The organism is Runella sp., from assembly GCF_027484545.1.
In the GTDB taxonomy this organism is placed as follows: domain Bacteria; phylum Bacteroidota; class Bacteroidia; order Cytophagales; family Spirosomataceae; genus Runella.
In genome coordinates this window covers 1-19243 of the sequence record NZ_JAIXST010000157.1, presented here as the reverse complement: position 1 = coordinate 19243, position 19243 = coordinate 1, and the positions used below count along the sequence as shown (strand labels likewise).

Sequence of the window (19243 nt, the reverse complement as noted above, 5' to 3'; positions counted from 1 at the left end):
TTATGGAAAAAGTTGAATCAATAGAAGAGTTCTACAAACGTAAATTTGATTGGATACCCGAAAACCTAAAAAACGAAATCGGGCATTTTAATGTATTCGAGCATGAGTCTGTCGAACCCGGTAAAACAAAACCGTTGCCTTATAAAAGGAGAGATTATTATAAGGTGATGTTAGTAATAGGACCGATTGAAATAAACTATGCCGATAGAGTGATTTCTATCAAAAAACAGGCAATTTTCTTCTCCAATCCCCAAATTCCGTACAAATGCGATAATCTGAAAAACATCAAGGAGGGGTATTATTGCATCTTCAATCAGCACTTTTTTCATAAATATGGCGATTTGAACCAATATTCGGTTTTTCAACCCACTGGAAATCATGTGTTTGAATTGACCGAGGCCCAAGTGGAGAAAATCAGGCCGATATTTGAGAAGATGTTTGAAGAAATCGAGTCAGACTATTTGCATAAATATGATGTCTTGCGGAATTTGGTGTTTGAACTTCTGCATTTTGCCATGAAAATGGAGCCGCAAACGACATTGGATAAGCCGCAAATCAATGCCTCCCAACGCATTGCTACATTGTTTTTAGAGCTTTTGGAGCGGCAGTTTCCGATTGATGAAAACCACCCGAATATCAATCTGCGATCGGCCTCCGATTTTGCCAATCAGTTGAATGTTCATGTAAATCATTTGAATAGGGCGGTTAAAGAGGTTGCCGAAAAAACAACCACTCAATTGATCGCCGAGCGGATTTTACAGGAAGCCAAAATTATGTTGAAACAAAGCAACTGGAATGTTGCCGAAATCGCTTATTCACTTGGCTTTACGGAGGTAACGCACTTTAATAATTTCTTTAAAAAGCAGATAGGATCAAGTCCGTCGAAATTTAGAAAAGTATAAATCAATTGAACGCAGATGATGCTGACGCAACGCAGATAAATACGGATTTTAAATCTGTGAAAATCCGCGTTCAAATAAACAAAAAGTAAGAAAATGAAAAAGCGCACATTAGGAAACGACAAGTTAGAAGTGTCAGCCATTGGATTGGGCTGTATGGGAATGAGCTTTGGCTATGGACCGCCTGGTGAAAAGTCAGAAATGATCAAAGTGATTCGTGCGGCTGTGGAGCAGGGTGTTACATTTTTTGACACGGCCGAAGTATACGGACCATTTGCCAACGAAGAATTGGTAGGCGAAGCCTTAGCACCATTCAACAACGACGTTGTCATTGCCACCAAATTTGGCTTTAAGATTGACCGCGTAAACATGAAGTACGGCGGCGTAAACAGCCACCCCGACAACATTAGACTTGTAGCCGAAGAGTCAATAAAGAGGCTAAAAGTAGAAGCAATTGACCTGTTCTACCAACACCGGGTGGACCCCAATGTACCCATCGAAGACGTGGCTGGTACGGTAAAAGACTTGATTCAGGAAGGGAAAGTAAAACATTTTGGTCTTTCGGAAGCAGGGGCTGCGACCATTCGTAAAGCCCATGCGGTACAACCCGTTACTGCACTGCAAAGTGAATATTCTCTCTGGACGCGTCAGCACGAAATCGAAATTATTCCGACCATTGAAGAATTAGGCATTGGCTTGGTGGCGTATAGCCCACTTGGCAAAGGTTTTTTGACAGGAAAAATGGACGAAAGTACCACTTTTGCCGATGGTGACATTCGGAATTTGCTGCCCCGCTTCAAACAAGATGCCCTTGCCGCCAACAAGGTACTTTTGGAAATTATTGAGCGTTTTGCCAAAGAAAAAAATGCGACCAATGCACAAATAGCACTGGCGTGGGTATTGTCTCAAAAACCGTGGATTGTCCCCATTCCGGGCACGACTAAATTGCATCGGTTGACGGAAAATAACGGAGCAATAAACGTAACTTTTACTGATTCCGAATTGGCAGAATTAACCGAAGTATCAGAAAAAGTAAAAGTGATGGGAACGAGATATCCAGAGGCGATGGAGAAAAGTACTGGACTTTGATGTATTTTGCCTTTTTATTTTACTTGCCCAAATAGATTGAAACCTCTTTTGGGCAAGTTTTTGCTTTATAAACATCCATTTCTTGATAAAGAATGAAATACAACCGAACCATACTGATTTTGATTCTTGGCTTACTTTCAGCCCTTGGTCCCTTTTCCATCGATACCTATTTGTCGGGTTTTCCCATCATCGCCCAAGATTTGGGCGTCACGGTAGACTATGTTTCGTATACCCTGTCCAGTTTTTTTATCGGCATTTCCATTGGACAAATGCTCTATGGCCCATTGCTTGACCGCTTTGGGCGTAAAAAACCAATGTTGATCGGCCTCACTATTTATGTGGTCGCCTCGGCCGCCTGTGCGGTAGCGGGCAGTATTCAGTGGCTCATCGCTTTTCGCCTGTTACAGGCAATGGGTGGTTGTGTAGGGATGGTTTCTTCCCGAGCCATTGTACGGGATGTTTTTCCGGTACACGAAAGCGCAAAGATCTTTTCTATCCTGATTCTTATCCTCGGCGTTTCGCCCATGATAGCGCCAACGGTAGGCAGTTACCTGATCGTGCATTTGGGCTGGCATTCCGTTTTTTGGCTACAGGCGGGCATTGGTCTTTTTCTGCTGTTTTCTGTCTTTTTCTTTTTGCCTGAAACCAAAGGGCCTGATACTTCTTTGTCGCTTCGGCCTGCCCATATCACCAAAACTTTTTGGGGAATCTTTAAAAATCCTCAGTTTTTTACATACGCCTTTGCAGGCTCTATGGTATCGGGCGGGATCTATGCGTATGTGTCGGGGGCACCATTTGTTTTTATGAAAATCTTTGGATTGTCAGAGCAACAATTTGGATGGGTATTCAGCCTTTTGGCGGGCGGTTTAATTTTAAGCAGCCAATTGAACGGTTTGGTATTGAGAAGGTATTATTCCGAAACAATTGTCAAGTATTCGTTAAGCATTCAGACCGGTTTTGGCCTGCTCTTATTCGCCACCGCCGTTTTTGGTTGGTTAAATATATACAGTGCCATTGTACTTATTTTTCTGTTTTTGAGCTGTCAGGGCTTTAGTTTTCCCAATGCCTCGGCGTTATCGTTGGCTCCGTTTTCAAAAGAAGCAGGAAGTGCGTCGGCTCTTATGGGTGCATTACAGATGGGCATCGGCTCGTTGGCGGCCGCCCTAGTAGGTGCCCTAAGCAATGGTACTACTTTGCCCATGACGGGCGTAATGGCGGGTTGCGCTTTGCTGGGGTTGGCTATTTTTACAATAGGGCGACTAGTGATAAAGAAGGGAAGAAAGGACACGCGAACCTTTATGGCAATTACTACAGGCAAGGCTATCCAATAGATAGCACACCTTTGTCACAAACGCAAAGGTTATAAAACGGCATAATTAAGCTTTATAAGCAGATACCGATTTGTCAGTCAACTCTACAACAAAATGAACAGAAGAGAAGTTATTAAAAATGTCGCATTGATGCTGGGAGGAGCGTTTTCCGCGCCAACCCTCATGGCGATGAACCATTGGGAACAGGCTACCAGTCCTACTATCGAAGGAGCCGCTTTCAGCTTGTCGGATACACACCGGAAAATTGTGGCCGAAATTGCTGAAATGATTATCCCCCGAACCGATACCCCCGGCGCAAAAGATGCTGGAGTGCCTGCTTTCATCGAAATGATGCTGAAAGACTGTTATGCCCAATCGGAGCATTTGAGTTTTACGGAAGGGTTGGCGTCGATGGAACAGGTGAAGTTTTTGGAATTGAACGAAGCGGAGCGTCGGGGGGTACTTAAGTATTTGGAGCAACAAACCAAAGAAAAAATGAAGGCCATGCCGAAAGGAACTCCTTTTTGGCGATTGATGAAAGAACTTACCTTACTGGGGTATTTCACCTCAGAAGCAGGAATAAAGGCTTCGTTTGACTACGTGCAGATTCCCGGAAAATTGGAGAATATCAAGCTCAAACCCAATCAAAAAGCTTATGCTTATTAGTTGTCAGGAATTTTATTTGTGAATTCGCGGCACTATTCTTCAATTATTAATATCCTTTAAATCATGAACTTAACTATAAAAGCAACTAAAAATAATACGTTTGATGCGGTAGTCGTAGGCTCAGGCATGACGGGCGGTTTTGCGGCCAAAGAACTAACTGAAAGGGGTCTGAAAGTATTGATGATTGAGCGCGGTCGTGAAATCAAACACATTGAAGGATACGATACCGCCATGAAACAGCCTTGGGAAATTGAGCATCGGGGCAAAACCACTAACGTTTCAGCCGAAGAACGTTGGGCCAACAGCCGGTTTTGGGGCTTGGGCAGCGAAGAAGTCGTAAACCACCTGACCAATGACAAAGAAAATCCGTACATTGAAAAACGCCCGTTCGATTGGATCCGTGCTTACCATACGGGGGGGAAATCCATGCATTGGGGACGTCAATCGTATCGTTGGAACAAACAGGATTTTGAAGCAAATGCCAAAGAAGGAATTGGGATTGATTGGCCTATTCGATACGAAGATCTGGAGCCCTGGTATGCGCATGTAGAGAAATTTGTCGGAGTAAGCGGCCAAAAAGAAGGTTGGGACGTACTGCCCGACGGCCATTTTTTGCCACCTATGCCGATGTTTGCGCCCGAGGTTCACTTCAAAAAAATGATGACCGAAAAACTCAGTCGCCCCGTGACCATCGGTCGGATTGCCAACCTCACCCAACCCCAGAAAGTACATACCGACTTAGGAAGAGCATCCTGTCAATACCGTAGCAAATGTGCCCGGGGGTGCCCTTATGGTGGATATTACAGTTCATTGTCGGGGGCTATTCCGGCTGCCATGCAGACCAAGCGGTTGTCTATACTCCATGATTCGATCGTTTCGGAAATTATCTACGACGAACAAAAGAAAAGGGCAATCGGGGTGCGTGTAATCGATCAGCATACCCATGCCGTTACGGAGTTCTTTGCCAAAATCATTTTCTTAAATGCAGGTTCAATCAATACGGCAGCCTTGATGCTTAATTCAAAATCGAATCGCTTTCAGAATGGTTTTGGAAACGACAGCGATCAAGTGGGGAGAAACCTCATGGACCACCAATTGGGCTCCGGTGCAATGGCTTCGATTGATGGGTTTGAAGACGATTATGTGTACGGTCAACGCCCTAATGCACTCTATATTCCGCGTTTCAGAAACTGGGGCAATGACAAACAAACGGCTTATCTGAGAGGCTTTGGGTATCAGGGCGGAGCAAGCCGTGAAGGGTGGGAAAGTGGTGTCAATGCCGATGGTTTTGGGGCAGATTTTAAGAAAAGCCTTACCAAGCCCGGGCCTTGGTCAATCAGAATTGGTGGTTTTGGTGAAATATTGCCAAACCCGAACAATAGAATCTATCTTGACTCCGAGAAAAAAGACAAGTGGGGGATTCCGATGATAGTGACAGATGCCGCATTTGTCGAAAACGATTGGGCAATGCGTAAAGATATTATAGCTTCAGCGGTTGAGATGCTCGATACAGCAGGTTTTAAAAATGTAACATCGTATGATCGACCAACGCACATGGGCTTAGGAATCCATGATATGGGAACGGCTCGCATGGGGCGTGATCCTAAAACGTCGGTGTTGAACGCCTACAATCAAGTGCATGACTGCAAAAACGTGTTTGTGACCGACGGGGCCGCGATGGCCTCTTCATCGTGCGTAAATCCGTCTATTACTTACATGGCCCTCACCGCCCGTGCGGTAGACTATGCCGTGAAGGCTTTGAAGAAAAGGGAGTCGTAAATATTGGGCCGCGAATCGGTACGCCGAAGCGGCACGAATGTTTATTCGTGCATTGCGCCATTGGCGGTGTTTTCACCGCCAATAGGTTTTTAGGCAAAAAATACCGAAAATACATTTGCCAGGGGATAACACCTGCAAAGGCAAAAGTAGATCACATAAAACGTAACAAAAAGAAAAAATGAAATTCACAAAATTGATCGCCCTACTGCTTCTTGCTTTGGGGAGTACCCAATCTGCCTATTCCAAAAATGCATCCAATCCGGAATATACCTTAGTGGTGGAGGGCTTTGATTGGGGACCGATGGTAAATAAGGTAATAGTAGGTTTAGATGCTCCAACTAAAACGGCGGAGATTCAGGATTATTCCGTTATGGCTGAGAGAAGTCATCCTTGTGCCGAAGTTTCCGCTGCATCTGCCAAAGGAAGCCGAACGGTGGTTTTTGCGTATGTATCTGACCACAAAGGAAACAGGGTGGAAGAAGGCTCATTTATTACCCTTATTTTGGCGGTTGCCCCCAATTCGCCTATTTGTTCGGCACTTCAATATTCTCAAAAAGCCGCCTGTCGAGGCAATCAATGGGTAAATTATAAAGTAACGGTCACCAATACAAAGACAAATCAGGTTTGGAACAAAGAGAAGAACCGAATTATGCCGTTGGCGGATGAATTTGATTTGAAGGGAAAATACGAATATGAGCCGGGCAAGAGTCTGACTTTTGCTTCTTATGTACCCAAAAATAGTGGCAAAAAACTGCCGCTTATCATCTGGCTTCATGGCGGCGGCGAAGGCGGAACCGACCCAAGTGTTGCTCTGCTTGGAAACAAAGCATTCAATTATGCATCGCCCGATATTCAGAAATATTTTGGGACGGCTTATGTATTGGTGCCGCAGACTCCCGGTGCCTGGATGCACGATAAAGATGGGAAAATGCAGTCAGGAGATGGAGAAGATGTTTACAATGTGGGACTTATGAAATTAATAAAGGATTATGTAAACAAACATCCAATGATTGACCCCAAGCGAATTTATATAGGGGGCTGTTCCAACGGGGGCTATATGTCATTGAAACTGATATTGAAAGAGCCTTCTTATTTTGCCGCGGGATACATCAGTGCGTTGGCGTATCAGTCGCAGTATATAACTGACAGTCAGATAAACAGTATTAAGAACGTACCTATTTGGTTTATCCAATCCAAAGATGATAAGGTTACGGACCCTTTATTGACGGCTGTTCCCGTGTATGAAAGACTAAAAAAAGCCGGGGCAAAAAACGTTCATTTCAGCTTTTTTGACCACGTCATTGATTTGACCGGTATGTTCGGCGGAGAAAATTATTACTTCAACGGGCATTGGTCATGGATATATTCCCATGCTAATCAGGTCTTTAAAGAGTATGACGGTTCTTACGTAAAACTTGATGGCCGTCCGGTATCGTTGATGGAATGGATGGCGGCTCAGGCGAAGAAATAATCCGATGCCTTTAAGAGTCAGTACGCCGAAGCGGTATGAATCCAATCATGCGGCTTCGGCGTATTGATTTGTGGGTGTTTTCAATACAAGTTCTTATACTCATTTGCGCAATTGGGGGTGTTTTCACCGCAAATACCCTTTAGACGAAAATACTGCAATAAATTTGCAGGTGGATAACACCTGCAAAGGCGAAAAAAAGGGATGAAAACGGTGAGCAGAAAGTAGATTCTTAGGTAAAAATGTTGCTGTAAGTTTGCAGGTGGATAACACCTGCAAAGGCGAAAAAAGCATTCCATTGAAGTCAGGAGTGCTATTCTTTTTTAGGTGTCGATTATTGCTTTGTGACCTTCAAATCCCTGAAATACCCTTCGGTACCCACATCTACAAATAAACCCAGAGCCCCCGAAACGTTTTCTCCCAATTTTAGGTCATTCACGACCAAAGAGGGCTGTTTGTTGTCGTTCAGAAACAATTTGGCCTGTTTCCCCTTTACTTCAATTTTGACTTTTATCCATTCGTTCAGCCCCATATCGGCGTAGGATTCGTACATTTCGGGGGCTTCTTTTCTTAATCTTGTAAATTTAAAATCCGGGTAGGAAAAGTATTGAATGGAATGATTACGGCGTACCTGGTCGTCGGCGCGTCCATTGGTCGGACGAATGTACATACACTCAAATTTTGAATTGTCTTCATTGATTCGGTACGCAATGCCAATAAACCCACGGTCGGAAGGGCGCGCTTTTTTATGCAATCGGCTCAGTACCTTCACTTCAATGATTCCGTCTTTGAAATTAATGTCTTTGATTCGTACAAAAGTGGCTTCATCCACTGCCTGTAGGGTAGAATCTTTGACCACTTTTACTGCCTGTTTACCATCCAGTTTTTCGATGGACGTGTACACTTGATTGGGTACAAGAATGTTGGCGGTGAGTTTGATTTTCTGAGCCGATACTGTCTTGGAAATAATTAATAGACAGGCGATTAAATAGTGGTATGTAGTTTTCACTAAATGGGGATTTAAGTCGAATAAAAGATGGTTTTAAGATTTTTTTTATTCTGCATCTAAGACGTAATCAGTTTTATTTCGTCCTCATCAAGGGGGAGGTATTCATGAAAATAATGAATGAGTGCCTTCATAAAAGATTGTTACGATAGAACGGCTAAGTTAGGAAAGAAATCGAACGGTTTGATGCCGCCAATACCTTCTCAGGTGAAAAACACCTGCAAAGGCAAAAACTCTTCTATACCAACTATTTATACAAATACAACGCCACTCGCTGCGTTTGTATCTGATTTGTGGGAATGTTCACATGACGGCCCTGATGCGTTTGGTCGCCGTTGAGGTGGCGCTTTACTTGCCAAACGTTATTTTCAAAATTCCCTTCGTCTACTTTCAGCAGACCCACATTGAGGTCTTTGTTGTCACGGTGCTTGAAGGTGATGACCACACCCGTACCCGCCACAAAAAATTCATCGTCACCCGTTTGAATAATAATGGCGCTGCCCAATGGCCAATCCTCGGTTCGTGCGCCGGGTGTCCAGCTCAGGGTGTAATCATGCTTGCAGGTAAATTCGTAATTGCCCATTCTGAGGATGGTTTCGGGGTCTTTTTTACTGAGCAATACGCCCTTGATTTTCTCCTGACCCTGATTGGCAGTAATGAGCGAGCTCAATTCTTTGATCAGTCCGTACATTTTGCCCAAAGGCTCTTCTGTCGGTTTTTGGGTGGATTCGATGGAAAAAGGAGAGAAGCCAAGACCTTCATAATGCGCAATCGTAAAAAGAGCTTTGGCCGCTACGGTGTTATCAAAAGCGTGTTCGGGCACAAATAATACATCTCCTTGACGGGTGTAGAGGTCGCACCAATGCTTAAAATCAGGGTTATAAAAATCGGGTGCCAAAAAATCGACCGACGAGCCGGCCGCTTTCCAGACATCCATCAAATGCGGCAACGGACCGGCACTTGGATAATTACCCGGCTCGCGACCTTCCCGATTCAGCGCGGCATTGACAAACATGGGCAACGGATAGATTTTTTTGCCTGCTTCGGCCAGTTGATTGCTGAATTTTGAATAAAAATACGCCATGAAAATCTCGTCAGTCGCTAAGCTTTTACCAAAAATGGCTTCCCAATCGCCGGTCGTTTTGTAGCCGTTTGCCTGCCAAATTTTCCAAAATTCGGGCACGAGTTTTTCTTTGTTTTTCTGTAAATAGTTGATTAATTCAGCAGGAACCGGCTTCTTGAAAGCTTCTTCCGCCAACGCTTGATAATCTCTCGCCGAAGGCAGCATCCCAATCTCATTTTCGACCTGAACCATGATAACGGTGTGGTCTTTGCCGTCAACGTCTTTGATGAACTGCATCAGATGTTCAAATGCCCGCTTGTCGGCCTGAAAGACATTTTCGCTCAACGAACTCAAGATTTCCTGACTGCGACCCGTGTTATCCTTCACGCGCGGGTAGTTGCCCTGATTAAGTTTGACCCACGCTGGCGCGTGACTGCTCATGCTGTTTTTCCAACTCCCAAACCACAGAAAAATCAGTTTAATGTCATTTTTTCGAGCCTCGATAATTAACTCCCGGTACAGCGAAAAGTTAAATTTGCCCTCCTGCGCCTCGATTAATTCCCAATAGACTGGCACCAATACCGTGTTAAGGTTCATGGCTTTCAGCTTTGGCCAAACGGTCAGCATATTTTGCACGGTGGTAGCTGTTGAGTTGCCCAATTCGCCGCCGAGAATGATAAAGGGTTTATTGTCAACAATCAATTGAGTCGCCGTTCCTTTTTGAGTGAGGTGAGGTATTGTTGGCGATTGGCTGAAGACGAAAAGAGGGAAGAAAACCAACGTGAAAATGTAAGTGAAAGCGCGCCGCAATTTATTCATCAGGAGGAAGTTTATTCAGTAAAAAGATAAAAGAGTAGCGGCGGAATAATCTGCTCACTATTTTTTGAACTTATACAAATAGGGGGCTTTGTTGGCGGCACCAGTAAATTTCTTCTCCAGACGTTCCAATACGTCAAGGTCCAGAATCATTTTTTGGAAGTTGGTTCGGACAAAAGGCTTGTCAAATATGGTTTCGTACAGTTCCTGCACTTCTTTCATCGTAAAGGTTTCTGGCAGCAGATTAAATGCATTCTGTTTTTCGTCAAGGTCGCTGCGGAGGGCTTGCAGTGCCGCTTCAACGATTTGGCGATGATCCATAATCATCACAGGCAACTCATGGAGAGCATACCATTCAATGGATTCGTCAAGTGTGTTTTTTTGAGGAACGACCTTAGAAATATCTACTAAGGCATAGTAGCCAATGGAAATAAATCGTTGGGTAAACCAGTCGTATTCCTGTTGTTTATGGCGTTTTTCCCCCAATTTTTCGGGGTTAAGTTCAATCAAACGGTCGAGAAATTCCATGCTGTTGCGACTGGCCTTGCCGAAAACACGAAACTGCTCCAAATAGATGTTACTGATACCCGTTCTGTCACGAAGAATTCGTTCCGCTGCTTGTTCAATGTCCTCGCCTTGGTAAACAAATCCGCTCGGCAGCGCCCAAAAATCGCCTTTAAAATCAAGCTTGGGCACCAATACTTTCAGCTGTTTTTCTTCGTAGCCGAATAGTACGGTATCAATTGAAATTTGTTGGATATAGTTTTGTTCACTTAGGTTGTTCATCCTTGTAGGTTGATTTTAGCGGAAAAATGGGCAAAACAGCGATTGCACTGCAAAGATAAACAATTGGATAAAAATTATTGTATAAAAAATATACAATATACTTTTTAATTTTCTACCTTTGTTTCGTCAATAGCAAAATGCCTCATTCTATAAAAGAAAAAGCGTTAATAATCAGCTTCTTTGCTTATCGTCTGTGCTTACTTTTTAGGCTTGTTTTGACCGAACTCCCAACTATCAGTGAATTTAAAACAAACGTGGCGACGTACCGCAGGCAAAATGAAAAAAGCAACCCTCTTTCTTTTCGTATTCATCTTAGGAATCACTCTTAAAGGTTTTGCACAAAGCACTGCACCGGCAGACTTTTTTGCGGGAAAATGGGAGATTTCAATTCTTGGTTCCCCCAGAGGCGATGTAAAATTCGCGACTAATCTCATTCGGAAAGAGGGTAAACTAACGGGCGAATTGGTGAATTCCGATGACAAACGTCCGATTACCAAAATAGAAGAGACCGCCAAAAAAATGGTCATTTATTTTGAATCATCTCAGGGTGGAGAAATATCTATTGATCTGGATAAAGTAGATGACAACAACCTCAAAGGCAGCTTGATGAGTTTTGAGGCCACCGCCAAAAGAATTAAGGAATAGGTTTAAATGACGAATGCCTCGAATGACGAAGTACGAATAATGCGTTCAATTCGTACTTTGTCACTTCTCGGCAGCACTGACGAATCATTTGTAAATCAAAAAGTAATTAACCAGCCAACATGATGCCGATTCGATTTAAAACCCCCATTCTTTGTCTGTTGCTGGTCTATTCCAGCGTTGCTCAAGCCCAAAACACGTTGTTGCAGTCAAGCAAAGAACTTGCTAAGGAATATGTAATCAAGGATACCTTATTCAAAGTTCCGTTTATTGACGTGGACGAATGGCGGGAAAAACCCGTCAAACATCGCTATGTACACGGTGGATTTGAAGGTACGGAGGCACGATTCTCTTTTTATTTCCCCTCAAAAGAGCAGTACAAAGGCCACTTTTTTCAGTACATCACGCCGTTTCCTGATAATGAAAATCTTTCGCAGGGAGCAAGCGGTGAAGAGGATAAGATTGGGTTTTCGGTGAGTCATGGTGCCTATTTTATTGAAACCAACGGAGGAGGGAGGTTTGATTTTACAGGCCAAAAGAAAGCAGGTGACCCCTTGATCGGGGCTTACAAAGCCAATGCTGCGGCGGCTCAATTTTCTAAAACAGTGGCCAATCATATCTTTGGCACCCACCGTACCTATGGCTATGCGTTTGGCGGTAGCGGTGGAGCCTACCGCACCTTAGGAGGCATCGAAAATACCGAAGGTGTTTGGGACGGAGCGGTGCCTTACGTGGTAGGCTCACCGATGGCTATTCCCAATGTATTCTCGGTAAGAATGCACGCTATGCGTATTTTGAATGATAAATTTCCGCAAATAATTGATGCTTTAGAACCGGGCGGAAGCGGTGATATGTATGCCGGTCTTAACGAGGAAGAAAAAGCTGCCCTGACGGAAGTAACCAAAATGGGCTTCCCGCCTAAATCTTGGTTTGGCTATAAAACAATGGGCGTGCACGGTTTTAGAGCGATTTATTCGGGTATGACGATGGCCGATAGATCCTATTTTCAAAACTTTTGGACGAAGGAAGGCTATTACGGTTCAAAACCACCGGCCTCTTTGTTGAAAGCTCGTTTACAAAAAGTGAGCAAAATCAAAAAAGGAATTCCGTATGCGGAGGCGGTTGATGCCAAGTTGGTGGAGCCGATGTCTGAGCAAGAAAAAGGAACAGCTGAAGCTGCTTGGAAAAGCCTGGGAAACAGCGAAGGGACGTTGCCCGTGGCGTTTCAATTGGAAGATATAATGCCCAATGTAAATTTCCTTGGGGGTGATTTACTCATTAAAACGGGCGAGGCAGCTGGCAAAACCATTCAATTGATCGCAAACGAAGGAGATAAAGTGGTACTCGGGGCAACTGACCCCCGCCTATTGGCACAACTCAAACAAGGCGATGAGGTGGTGGTCGATAATTCTAATTTTCTGGCCGCTCAGACCTACCATCGGCATCAGGTGCCAAGCAAAGAATACAAGGTATGGGACCAATTTAGAAATGAAAAAGGTGAACCGCTGTATCCGCAGGGGCCGTTTTTGTTAGGGCCGATGTTTACTCGGGGGGCTTCGGGAGCCTTGCCAACCGGTAAATTCAAAGGCAAAATGATTATGCTGGAATCACTTTGGGACAGAGAGGCTTTTCCGTGGCAGGCAGATTGGTATCGGTCGAAAGTCATTGAAAATTTAGGTGAAAAGACAAACGACCACTTCAGACTTTGGTTTACCGACCGTGCCCTACACGGTGACCTAACCCAACAGGAAGACCCCACAAGAACCGTCAGTTATATAGGGGTACTGCAACAGGCTCTGCTCGACCTGAGTGATTGGGTGGAAAAAGGCATTGACCCCGCACCTTCTACCAGTTACGAAGTGGTTGACGGTCAGGTAGTCGTACCCGAAACGGCCAATAAAAGAGCCGGGATTCAGCCAATAGTGAACCTGAAAGTAAACGGTGATAAACGAGTAGCTATAAAAGCAGGGCAAACCGTCACATTTACCGCAGTCGTAGAAGTACCGCCGCATACGGGTAAAGTCGTTTCGGCAGAATGGGATTTTGAGGGGGCAGGTACATTTTCTGTAAGCCAAAAAACGATTTCTTTTAACGAGAAAAATGGTCAAGCATCCCTAAAAACAACCTATAAATTCTCTAAATCGGGGACTTATTTCCCAACGTTAAGAGTCGCTTCGCAAAGAGAGGGTGATGCAAAAACGCCCTATACTCGCATTCAAAATTTGGATAGGGTAAGGGTAGTGGTAAAATAAGGGCATCATCAGAGGTGAATGATTTTTTAAGAAAAAGCATAAAAATGAACAAGCATTTTAATTTCCTGACGGCACTCCTATTTGCGAGTGGCATAAACATATATGCACAAAATGTAGATAAAAACTACTCTATTATTCCCAAACTTCCACCTGCTCCAAAGGCAGAGCCATTTATTGTGAAAACCATACCAACACCTAAGAATGTGTTTGAAACTGACTTGGTAAATTATCTGCCAGACGGAAAACACATCATTCTGGAGGCTCATTTTGTGGGCAAAAAAAAGAGTGACCTTGCCGTGATGAAAGAGGATGGTAGCGATTTTAAATGTCTTACTTGTGATTTGGAAGAAGAGATTGGCGATGAAATGCCTGTTCCACTCCCAGATGGAAAAAGGGTTTACTCGCCTCGTGGTGTTTTGGAATGTAGCCCATCCATCATCAACTGTAAAGAATCTCGCATTCTGCCATTGGTTTATCCGGAAATTCCCGGAGCAAAAATTGTTCGACGAATAGCTACGAATATATCACCCAATGGTAAGCAAGTAGCAACAGGATTAGTAACTACCAGAGGATATATTGTATTAGTCAGTGAACTCACAAGAGTATCTGATGAAAAAGGTGACCGTTATGAATTACGCAACGGAAAAGTAGTAGCAAGTAGCCCAAATGAAGCTGATTTTGCAGCATTCAGACCAAAAATTGATGGAGCAGGAGAAGTAAAAAGCTTTGCTGATGGAGGTAAATCACTTATCAATCTCGCCCTATTTGAAGGTAATAATTACGATTTGGCAAAAATAGACCTGACAAACGGCAGTGTTACTCGTCTGACAAAACATTTCAGCTACGATGAAGGCACTTACCCTTCTCCTGATGGAAACTGGGTCGTTTTTCAAACACACCGACACACGACTCGCATGGATGCTTTCGGTCTGATTCCTCGACCACTTATTGCAGGTTTACCACAAGCTGCGGGGGTGTCGTACCAACGTAACGCTGAATTTGAAAAGGGTAATTATAAAGCTACCCGTTTTTATGGCCTTACTATGGTTGATAAATATGGTGATAGAGCCAGATTACCAGAAGAGGGCTATACCGGCATAAATCTTATGACAGATATAGAGGATTCTAAACTCTATAATCACTTAGGAAATTTTGCATGGCACCCTTCAAGTACCCGTGGATTTTTCTGGGAGCAAAAAGACCCCAGCAAAGTAAAACCTGGTGAACTTTCGGGAAGACTTAGATTTTTAAAGTTCACTTCAAGAAAACCTACCAAGCCTTTGCCCGTAGTATTTCCTGATTTGAAATGGGCAACTGACCTTAAAGATTTTAAATGGACAACTTCAAACTATCCTGAACAGGGAATATTGAAAGGAAAAGTTTCGGGCTATGCTGAAATTAGCACCTTGAAACCTGCACAAGGCTCTGCTGGTGAGCCTCGTAGAGTAATAAAATATGTGGATTTTACGGATGATGGTGAGTACATTTTAAATGGCACAGAATCTACCTCATTAAGACTTGGTGGCTATGAAATTCCAGTTTCTTGGGAGGCTGATATAAAAGTAAGTGGCAAACATACTGGCTATTTGCTTGCCAAAGATGTAAAGTTCAGAACTACGAGTATGTCGTCAGGTATCATTGAGGCTCAACTTGATAAACACAAAATAGAAGTAGATTTGGCGAAAGGAATTCCGACGGGTGTTCCTGGAGTTTTAAGATAAAGCATTTAAAAGCTTTTATATTTTTCGGATGTTACGCAGTCCAAGTCCGATTAGTTCAACATTTAAAGTGAAAATATGAAAAAGAAAATCGTGGTGTTGGGAGGGTCTTCCGGCATCGGAAAAGCAACCGCCGAACGATTTGCCAATGAAGGTTGGCGGGTGATTGTCACGGGGTCAAATGCCAAAAAATGTGCTGATGCACTCGAAATTTTAAAAGGAGAAGGACATTTTGCCTGTGTTTCGAATGTCCGTCAAGACGCTGACATTGAAAAACTTAGGTTGTTGGTCGAAAAGGAATTTGGAGAAATTGATGCCTTTGTCAATAGTATCGGCATTTCAGAAAATGTATCAGCCGTAGATGCTGATTTTTCAGCGTGGGATAATTCCCTGCAAACCATGTTATATGGAGCAGTAAAAGTATGCCGTGCCTTAATTCCAATGTTAAAAAATGGGGGTCGTATCATACACATTACGTCTATCCATTATGAAAGAGTTGCCTCTGGAAGTTCGTCTTATGGGATGGCCAAAGCGGCCATTACGCAATATACCCGTTCGTTGGCGGTAGAGTTAGCTTCCCGTAATATCTTGGCCAATACCATTGCACCGGGCTTCATTGCTACGCCCATGTCGGTAAAAAGCGATGGGAAAGATGAACTGGATTCGGAATGGTTTTATGAAAATTACGTTAAAAATGACCATTTACCGCTAAAAAGAGCAGGGAAGCCGGAGGAAGTTGCTGGTGTTGCGTGGTTTTTGGCGAGCCCGGATGCGAGTTATATGACAGGTTCCGTCCTGACGGTTGACGGTGGTTTAACCATTACTTTTTAATGGGGTTCGGTGTCCAATAATTAGCGATTCATTGTGTTGGGTTGTTCAGTTTTTTACTTGCCAATATCCGCCTTTTTTAGCACCTATTCGCTCAATTTTATTTTCAGTTTTTAGTTTATTAATGGCACGTTCAACCGTTCTTTCAGTAACTTCTAAAACTGTCGCTATCTCTGGTATTGTAATTTTTGCATTCTCGTTAATCATTTCAATGATTTTTCCCGACATTTTTCCCGACATTTTTCCCGACATTTCCACCGTACTTTTCTGAGTAGTTTCTTCTGACATCCCTTGAATAATCTTTGGCGAGAAGCGAACATCAACCCCGCCCATTGTGAGTTCAAAGAACGGTTGTGGGACTTGGGCTTTGGCACATTCTTCTAAAATCTTTGAGATTCCTCGCCCCCATGATTCCACCATACCGGCTCTAAAAAATGTATTTGAGATATCAGGATTTCGGGGTTTCGAGCCATGTGTCACAGAAAGTGTTTCTATTGTCCAATTATTGGGCATTTCTCCATCATTCCAAATGAACAAACCACCCTCACGATACACTTTTATCTGAATCGGGCTACCGCTACTATAATCTTTGTGGGCAATGGCATTGAGAACTGCTTCACGTAAAGCCGCTTCGGGGTAAGGGTAGGTTTCTACTCGATGGATACCTTGATAACTTATATAGGCACTCATGTATTTGGTAAGGAGCAAATCCATCGTTTTCTCGACTTGCTCAAACAAAGTACCATGTACTTCATCATGATAAAGAATATCTGACTGACTTGAAAAGAAACCAATTTTTACGTAAGCACCTGTAATCAAACGGTCAGGCATAGGATGAAACAGCAAAAAACCTGCTCGCTTCAAAAGCCCATTTTCGATTAGATTGAGATGTGTCAAAAGGGCTTCGTTTGATTCATTCAAAACGGAAGGTTCTACACGATTAGATTTGATTGCTTGTTTACGAAAATAATCGAAGGCACTATTTTGTAAATCTAAAACACTAACCGTAGGCATAGGCAGAGAATCCCAGTGCCTACCGGTTTTTTCGAGCAAAAACTTGTTTAAAGCAAGCCCTTTTAGTTCTTGTTTGGTGCTGCCGCTCCGAAAATGGTACTGACCTTTATAATTAATGGGGTAAGGATATGGCTCAACTATGATTTCAATATACGGCAAGTCGTTTTCAGAAAGTAGGTTTACATTCACCATTATTCCCAAAACATCACGCACTTTATTCGGAATATCCTCTAATAATTTCTCGGCATCATCAACGCCACTAACAATGCCGTTATCGTTGATACCAATATAGAGCGTACCGCCTTGGGCATTAGCAAAACCACAAATCCATTTGATATATTCATCACGCCAAGACTCTTTCCACTCTGTATTTTGGTTTTCTTTTTGCATCAATGTATTGCTTGACTTCTACAAAAATACAAAAAAATGTGCTTTTTAGGGCATATTTGCTCTTTCAGGTTTTATTACGGGTGCGGGTGTAGGATAAGGTTTAAGCTTTTGACTATTGCTTATGCAACAACCTCAAATATCATTTGCCTTTTCACCTTCTTTTTTCACTTTTAAGGCTTTTGTCGTCACTTTTAAATCTTTGAAGTAGCCAATTGTAGTAATATTCACATACAGCCTCACATAGCCTTTCCTGTTTTTACCCAACATCTTGTTTACGATAAATGAAGAATATTTCAAATCGTTGATAAACATTTCTGCTGTTTCGCCATTTACTCTGTACGGTATATCTGTTGGTGTATCAGCTTTTTATAAATCAAAGTCAAACCGTGAATGCGACCGAAAAATGGCTAATTATAACTTACAAATCAACAACAAAGGCTACCGCGTGGATGTCGAAGAAGACACTCCGCTGTTGTGGGTGCTCCGCGACCATCTTGGGTTGGTCGGTACTAAATATGGTTGTGGCATTGCGCAGTGTGGCGCCTGTAAAAAAGTGCTGTGGGAAACAGCCTATGAAGGAAGCAAGTTTTTGTGAAAGCGGGAGTAGCGGGTTTGGAAGGCTATCAGGCAGATGGTTTGGCACTTACCGTGTTGCAAACACTCTGTTTATTTTCAGTACGGAGTCTCCCTGCGGAAGACCCCGCACAACGGGGGACGCTCAGGTCAATCAATATTTGCACCAAAAAACCTTTGCCGAATATCTTTAACAAAAGTTCTACTAACTTGGGCAAGACTAGCAACCTTTTCGTCAACTTGTTCAGTTACTGTTCCATCCGGTAGGCGGTAATTTTGTTCAAGAAGCTTTCGTACTAATCCCTCTTTATCCTGATATTCTGCCCGAGCCATTTGTGCATCCGAGGTAAATTCGTAAGGACGTTCAGGAGTAAGCTGAAACATCGTATGCACTAGACGTTCGTATGGGCCAATCTCGTCAAGTGGCCTCATTTTTTTTTCTTCTGAAGTTAAGCGTGCATTTCTCTCAAAAAACTCATTGATACAGTCTAGACAAATTGCTCCTGGCCCATACTCACCTTCTGAACTATCAACACAAAGACATTCTGCCACTTTGCTGCAAACATGACATTTTGCAGATGTGATTTCCATATAACCATTTCGGTTATAGTCTGCTTCCCATGTAGTGATTAACATGATTTAGTATGTAAAATATTAACAGTTAGTTTATGAAAGTGGCAGGCAGATGTAGTTTGTTTTACTCCATCTTAGCATTCGTTAGTGAGATGAGTTTAATTAAGTCATACTTAGGATCAAAACGTTTGACTATCAAATGCGCTACCCTGTCGCCGGAACGCTGGACTTGCAAGCAATCATTTTGCTCATCACCCAACAACAAGCAAGGGCTGACGCGACCGTAGGGAGTGTTCACCCTTGTAAAGTTGTACCGAAGCAACTCCGGCTCGACCGCTTTCCTGCTGTCCGTTGTCACCCATTAGCAATGG

At 43.2% G+C, this 19243-nt stretch carries 15 protein-coding genes and 1 pseudogene; 11 read left to right on the top strand and 5 right to left on the bottom strand.

Features of this window, described 5'->3' with window-relative positions:
- Positions 1-2: 2 nt before the first annotated feature.
- The 6 genes from Q0081_RS14490 (at position 3) to Q0081_RS14465 (ending at position 7214) form a co-directional block, all read left to right on the top strand.
- Positions 3-902, top strand: a complete 900-nt coding sequence (locus Q0081_RS14490; RefSeq protein WP_298354659.1) for an AraC family transcriptional regulator — start codon at positions 3-5, stop codon at positions 900-902.
- 93 nt (positions 903-995) lie between these two features.
- Positions 996-1988 carry an aldo/keto reductase gene (locus tag Q0081_RS14485; RefSeq protein ID WP_298354657.1) on the top strand — a complete coding sequence of 331 codons (993 nt, stop codon included), beginning with the start codon at positions 996-998 and terminating at the stop codon, positions 1986-1988.
- A 92-nt stretch (positions 1989-2080) separates the two neighbouring features.
- On the top strand, positions 2081-3319 hold the full coding sequence (locus Q0081_RS14480; RefSeq protein WP_298354656.1) for a multidrug effflux MFS transporter: 1239 nt from the start codon (positions 2081-2083) through the stop codon (positions 3317-3319).
- Positions 3320-3412: 93 nt separating this feature from the next.
- A complete protein-coding gene (locus Q0081_RS14475) occupies positions 3413-3964 on the top strand; it encodes a gluconate 2-dehydrogenase subunit 3 family protein (RefSeq protein ID WP_298354654.1) in 552 nt (183 codons plus the stop codon).
- Between the two features lie 63 nt (positions 3965-4027).
- Positions 4028-5743 carry a GMC oxidoreductase gene (locus Q0081_RS14470; protein WP_298354652.1) on the top strand — a complete coding sequence of 572 codons (1716 nt, stop codon included), beginning with the start codon at positions 4028-4030 and terminating at the stop codon, positions 5741-5743.
- Positions 5744-5921: 178 nt separating this feature from the next.
- Complete coding sequence (locus tag Q0081_RS14465) at positions 5922-7214, top strand: prolyl oligopeptidase family serine peptidase (protein ID WP_298354650.1); 1293 nt, start codon at positions 5922-5924, stop codon at positions 7212-7214.
- A 331-nt stretch (positions 7215-7545) separates the two neighbouring features.
- Here the strand turns inward: Q0081_RS14465 and Q0081_RS14460 are convergent, their stop codons facing one another.
- The 3 genes from Q0081_RS14460 to Q0081_RS14450 form a co-directional block, all read right to left on the bottom strand.
- Positions 7546-8220 carry a family 16 glycoside hydrolase gene (locus Q0081_RS14460; RefSeq protein WP_298354648.1) on the bottom strand — a complete coding sequence of 225 codons (675 nt, stop codon included), beginning with the start codon at positions 8218-8220 and terminating at the stop codon, positions 7546-7548.
- A gap of 244 nt (positions 8221-8464) precedes the next feature.
- Positions 8465-10099, bottom strand: a complete 1635-nt coding sequence (locus Q0081_RS14455; RefSeq protein ID WP_298354646.1) for a DUF5597 domain-containing protein — start codon at positions 10097-10099, stop codon at positions 8465-8467.
- Positions 10100-10156: 57 nt separating this feature from the next.
- A complete protein-coding gene (locus tag Q0081_RS14450) occupies positions 10157-10882 on the bottom strand; it encodes an NrtR DNA-binding winged helix domain-containing protein (RefSeq protein WP_298354644.1) in 726 nt (241 codons plus the stop codon).
- A gap of 276 nt (positions 10883-11158) precedes the next feature.
- Here Q0081_RS14450 and Q0081_RS14445 point away from each other — a divergent pair, with 276 nt between their 5' ends.
- The 4 genes from Q0081_RS14445 to Q0081_RS14430 all read left to right on the top strand — a co-directional run bounded on the left by Q0081_RS14445 (position 11159) and on the right by Q0081_RS14430 (position 16325).
- Positions 11159-11527, top strand: a complete 369-nt coding sequence (locus Q0081_RS14445) for a hypothetical protein (RefSeq protein ID WP_298354642.1) — start codon at positions 11159-11161, stop codon at positions 11525-11527.
- Positions 11528-11646: 119 nt separating this feature from the next.
- Complete coding sequence (locus Q0081_RS14440) at positions 11647-13776, top strand: PKD domain-containing protein (protein WP_298354640.1); 2130 nt, start codon at positions 11647-11649, stop codon at positions 13774-13776.
- A 44-nt stretch (positions 13777-13820) separates the two neighbouring features.
- Positions 13821-15497, top strand: a complete 1677-nt coding sequence (locus Q0081_RS14435; protein ID WP_298354638.1) for a hypothetical protein — start codon at positions 13821-13823, stop codon at positions 15495-15497.
- Between the two features lie 75 nt (positions 15498-15572).
- Entirely contained in the window at positions 15573-16325 is a 753-nt protein-coding gene (locus Q0081_RS14430) for an SDR family NAD(P)-dependent oxidoreductase (protein WP_298354637.1), read from the top strand.
- A gap of 45 nt (positions 16326-16370) precedes the next feature.
- Here Q0081_RS14430 and Q0081_RS14425 read toward each other — a convergent pair whose 3' ends face one another.
- Positions 16371-17726 carry an ATP-binding protein gene (locus tag Q0081_RS14425; protein ID WP_298354635.1) on the bottom strand — a complete coding sequence of 452 codons (1356 nt, stop codon included), beginning with the start codon at positions 17724-17726 and terminating at the stop codon, positions 16371-16373.
- Positions 17727-18129: 403 nt separating this feature from the next.
- Between Q0081_RS14425 and Q0081_RS14420 the strand changes: the two are divergent.
- Positions 18130-18273 (top strand): annotated as a pseudogene (locus Q0081_RS14420) (2Fe-2S iron-sulfur cluster-binding protein); the annotation flags it as partial.
- A gap of 176 nt (positions 18274-18449) precedes the next feature.
- On the opposite strand, the gene Q0081_RS14415 reads toward Q0081_RS14420, so the two are convergent.
- Entirely contained in the window at positions 18450-18935 is a 486-nt protein-coding gene (locus Q0081_RS14415) for a hypothetical protein (RefSeq protein ID WP_298354633.1), read from the bottom strand.
- Between the last annotated feature and the right edge of the window lie 308 nt (positions 18936-19243).

Excerpts from the sequence above, each read along its gene's own strand:
- Q0081_RS14470 (WP_298354652.1), top strand. The coding sequence starts at position 4,028 with ATGAACTTAACTATAAAAGCAACTAAAAATAATACGTTTGATGCGGTA.
- Q0081_RS14455 (WP_298354646.1), bottom strand. The coding sequence starts at position 10,099 with ATGAATAAATTGCGGCGCGCTTTCACTTACATTTTCACGTTGGTTTTC.
- Q0081_RS14485 (WP_298354657.1), top strand. The coding sequence starts at position 996 with ATGAAAAAGCGCACATTAGGAAACGACAAGTTAGAAGTGTCAGCCATT.
- Q0081_RS14480 (WP_298354656.1), top strand. The coding sequence starts at position 2,081 with ATGAAATACAACCGAACCATACTGATTTTGATTCTTGGCTTACTTTCA.
- Q0081_RS14430 (WP_298354637.1), top strand. The coding sequence starts at position 15,573 with ATGAAAAAGAAAATCGTGGTGTTGGGAGGGTCTTCCGGCATCGGAAAA.
- Q0081_RS14425 (WP_298354635.1), bottom strand. The coding sequence starts at position 17,726 with ATGCAAAAAGAAAACCAAAATACAGAGTGGAAAGAGTCTTGGCGTGAT.
- Q0081_RS14450 (WP_298354644.1), bottom strand. The coding sequence starts at position 10,882 with ATGAACAACCTAAGTGAACAAAACTATATCCAACAAATTTCAATTGAT.
- Q0081_RS14465 (WP_298354650.1), top strand. The coding sequence starts at position 5,922 with ATGAAATTCACAAAATTGATCGCCCTACTGCTTCTTGCTTTGGGGAGT.
- Q0081_RS14475 (WP_298354654.1), top strand. The coding sequence starts at position 3,413 with ATGAACAGAAGAGAAGTTATTAAAAATGTCGCATTGATGCTGGGAGGA.
- Q0081_RS14415 (WP_298354633.1), bottom strand. The coding sequence starts at position 18,935 with ATGTTAATCACTACATGGGAAGCAGACTATAACCGAAATGGTTATATG.
- Q0081_RS14490 (WP_298354659.1), top strand. The coding sequence starts at position 3 with ATGGAAAAAGTTGAATCAATAGAAGAGTTCTACAAACGTAAATTTGAT.
- Q0081_RS14440 (WP_298354640.1), top strand. The coding sequence starts at position 11,647 with ATGATGCCGATTCGATTTAAAACCCCCATTCTTTGTCTGTTGCTGGTC.
- Q0081_RS14435 (WP_298354638.1), top strand. The coding sequence starts at position 13,821 with ATGAACAAGCATTTTAATTTCCTGACGGCACTCCTATTTGCGAGTGGC.
- Q0081_RS14445 (WP_298354642.1), top strand. The coding sequence starts at position 11,159 with ATGAAAAAAGCAACCCTCTTTCTTTTCGTATTCATCTTAGGAATCACT.